General features: G+C 64.6%; 3 protein-coding genes. All 3 read left to right on the top strand.

Features of this window, described 5'->3' with window-relative positions; all coding sequences use genetic code 11:
- The first annotated feature begins 160 nt into the window (after positions 1-160).
- The 3 genes from FEF26_RS15275 to FEF26_RS15265 are packed head-to-tail and all read left to right on the top strand — an operon-like array spanning position 161 to position 3,062.
- Entirely contained in the window at positions 161-1,276 is a 1,116-nt protein-coding gene (locus tag FEF26_RS15275) for a tyrosine-type recombinase/integrase (protein WP_229659642.1), read from the top strand.
- Positions 1,273-1,608, top strand: coding sequence for a helix-turn-helix domain-containing protein (locus tag FEF26_RS15270; protein ID WP_138254390.1), 336 nt, complete (start codon positions 1,273-1,275; stop codon positions 1,606-1,608). Before FEF26_RS15275 ends, FEF26_RS15270 begins: the two co-directional genes overlap by 4 nt.
- Before the next feature lie 53 nt (positions 1,609-1,661).
- Positions 1,662-3,062, top strand: coding sequence for a hypothetical protein (locus FEF26_RS15265; protein WP_138254389.1), 1,401 nt, complete (start codon positions 1,662-1,664; stop codon positions 3,060-3,062).
- Positions 3,063-3,094 lie beyond the last annotated feature (32 nt).

Raw genomic sequence — 3,094 nt, 5'->3', positions numbered from 1 at the left:
GAGCGGGCATTATCGCCGCAGAAGTTACAGGCTGTGGACGTAAAGGGAGCATCGTTCTTCTGATGACCGGCCCGAGTGTCCTGCGGTGGTGCGGCAATCCACTATGATGTTACCTAAGAAGTTACATCGTGATGTTCTAGGTAACGAATGAAGGTGGCTGGTGGGCGAGTTCCCGGGGTCGGCGCGGTTGATGCTGGTGCCCGGCGTGGTACATCTAAACGAGCCCGCGGCGGTGTTCGAGGCGATGGTGACGGGCTGGTCGAGACAGCAGCGCTCCCGACAGCTGGGCGAGCACACTGTAGTTTCGCGGGAACGGCTGATCCGCAGGTTCCAGGAGTTCTGCGAGTCGTATCCGTGGGAGTGGACGCCCGCGGATGTCGAGGACTTCACGGTGTCGCTGACCTCGGGGCAGAACCGGCTCGCCCTCTCAACGATCCGGGGCTATCACCTGACGTTGCGGATGTTCGGCGACTACATCACCGACTCGCGGTACGAGTGGCCGACGCAGTGTCATGACCGGTTCAGGCAGGTGCCCTCCCAGGTTTGCAACGAGTGGAACACTGTCGCCCATCTCAACGACTACGAGGGCAGGCCCGAGCGGCGCCCGCTGACGTATCGCGAGCTGGAGTCGCTGTTCGACTGGCTCGATGAGCGAGTGGATCGGATCGCAGGTTCGGGACGCAAGGGTGCGCTGGCAGCGTTGCGGGATGCAACCATGCTCAAGACGACGTATGCGTTCGGGTTGCGCCGCAACGAGCTCGCGCGCCTGGATATTGCGGACTTGCGTCCGAACCCGCACATGCCGGCCTGGGGTAGGTACGGGTCGGTGCATGTGCGCTACGGCAAAGCGACTACCGGGTCGCTGCCGCGCCGGCGGACGGTGCTCGCGGTTCCTGAGTTCGACTGGGCCATCGAGGGCCTCAAACAGTGGGTCGAGGAAGCGCTGCCACTCTACGAGGCAGGCGCGCACCCAGCACTCTGGTTGACCGAGCGCCGCACCCGCGTGAAAGTCCGACAGATCGACGACTTGTTCGCTCAGGCGCGGGTCGATCTCGGCCTCGACGAGCATCTGAGCCTGCATTGCCTGCGGCACTCGTATGTGACCCATCTGATCGAGCACGGCTACCCAGAGCGGTTCGTTACCGAGCAGGTCGGGCACACGTATGCCTCCACCACGGCGATCTACACGTCGGTGTCCAACGATTTCAAGAACAAGACCTTGCAAGCAGCACTATCGAGGGTCTACCGGGCCGATGAGAAGGAGCGAACATCATGAGAACGATTCAGGTGCAGTGGAATTTGCGGCAGGTGATGGCCGACCGAGGTATGTTCCAGACCAGCGAGCTACTGCCGCTGCTGGAAGAGCGCGGCATCCACATGACCCGCGAGTACGTCTACCGGCTGGTGACGAAGACTCCGCAACGACTGAACACCGAAGTGCTCGTCGCGCTCTGCGACGCGCTGGCATGCACGCCGGGTGATCTGATCACTGGGATCGTCACCGAGCAGAAGCAGGCTAAGACTGGCACCAGCGAGGGCGGCCCGCAAATCGGCGACTTGCGCCCTGTGCGCGCGAAGATCCGGCGGCCTGACGGCGTCACGGAGTGACACGACAGTCCGCGAGCCGAGAATGCGCGCGCTGCGGGGCCTGGGCGACGACGGTGATGCTGCCAACCGGTCCGCTCTGCTACCGCTGCCGCCGCGACATCGCCTACCACCCGGGCATCTGCCCCGAGTGCTTCGAGCTACGCCCTATCGCCTACCCCTCCACCAGCAGCTACAACGTACTGGTTTGCGCAGGCTGCGCGAACGAGGAGTCCGTGTTCGCCTGCTCCGAGTGCGGACGAGAAGACCACCCCTACGGGGCAAGTCGCTGCGCCCGCTGCATCCTCAAGGAGCGCCTGACCGCCCTGCTCACCGATCCCGAGACCGGATGCGTCCACGAGGCGCTGGTGCCGCTGTTCGAGGAACTGCTCCGCGCCCGCCGACCGCAGAGCGTGATCACCTGGCTGACGAAACCACCCGCGATCGGCCCGAGCCTCCTGGACCGCATGGCCCACGGCGAACTCGCAGTCAGCCACGACACGTTTCGCGCCCTCCCAGCGGGGCGAGCTGAGAACTACCTGCGCGACTTGCTCACCGCGACCGGCATCCTGCCGCCCTATCACCCGCCGATCGAACAGATGGAACGCTGGCTGAGCACCCGGCTCGCCGAGGTCTCCGGTGATGACGCCGCTTTGATCGGCCGCTATGCCCGCTGGCACCTGCTCCGACGGCTCCGCGGCCTGGCCGAACGAGGCCCACTGAGCAAGCCCTCGATCTATAGCGCCCGCTCCCACATCAACGGCGCAATCCGGCTCAGCACCTGGGCCACCGCGAACAGCACAACAATCGCAGCGCTTACCCAGCCGCAACTCGAGTCATACCTGACCGAGAACCCCGGCGGGCGCACCACCCAGCAATCGTTCATCGCCTGGCTCGGCCGCAGCAAAGAGAACACGCAAGTCATGCTCCCATGGCGAGGCACCACGCCAGAGGTCGTCGTCTCCGATGACGAACGCTGGGACAGCATCGACCGGCTCATCAACGACGACGAAATCGCTCTCTACGCTCGTATCGGCGGCCTGTTCATGCTCCTGTTCGCTCAGCCCCTCCGCACGATCGCAGCGATGACCCGTGACCAGATCATCATCACCGATGCCGGTCGCGTGACCGTCACGTTTGATACCGAGCCCGTTGAGATGCCGCCCGGACTCGACGAGCTGATCCGTCGCTACCTAGACAAGCCCGGCACCCCCTCGATCGCGAGCACCGACCACGGCTGGCTGTTCCCCGGCCGATACCCCGGCAGCCACCTCGTCACCGACGTGTTCCGTTCCAAACTCGTCACCGCGGGCATCCACCCCGGCACCTCACGCAACGCCGCGATGTTCGGCCTCGCCGGACGAATCCCGCCACCTGTACTTGCCGACCTCATCGGCATCGCCGACCACACCGCCGTCAGATGGGCCGCTCTCGCAGCCCGCGACTGGTCCGGCTACATCGCTCAACGCGCCGAATAAAACCTGCCCTCAATAACGCACGTCCACCGACA

The sequence above is a fragment of the Nesterenkonia salmonea genome, from assembly GCF_005771525.1.
In the GTDB taxonomy this organism is placed as follows: Bacteria; Actinomycetota; Actinomycetes; order Actinomycetales; family Micrococcaceae; genus Nesterenkonia; species Nesterenkonia salmonea.
Note: the sequence above shows the minus strand (reverse complement) of the source record. Positions and strands in the feature narration are given on the sequence as shown.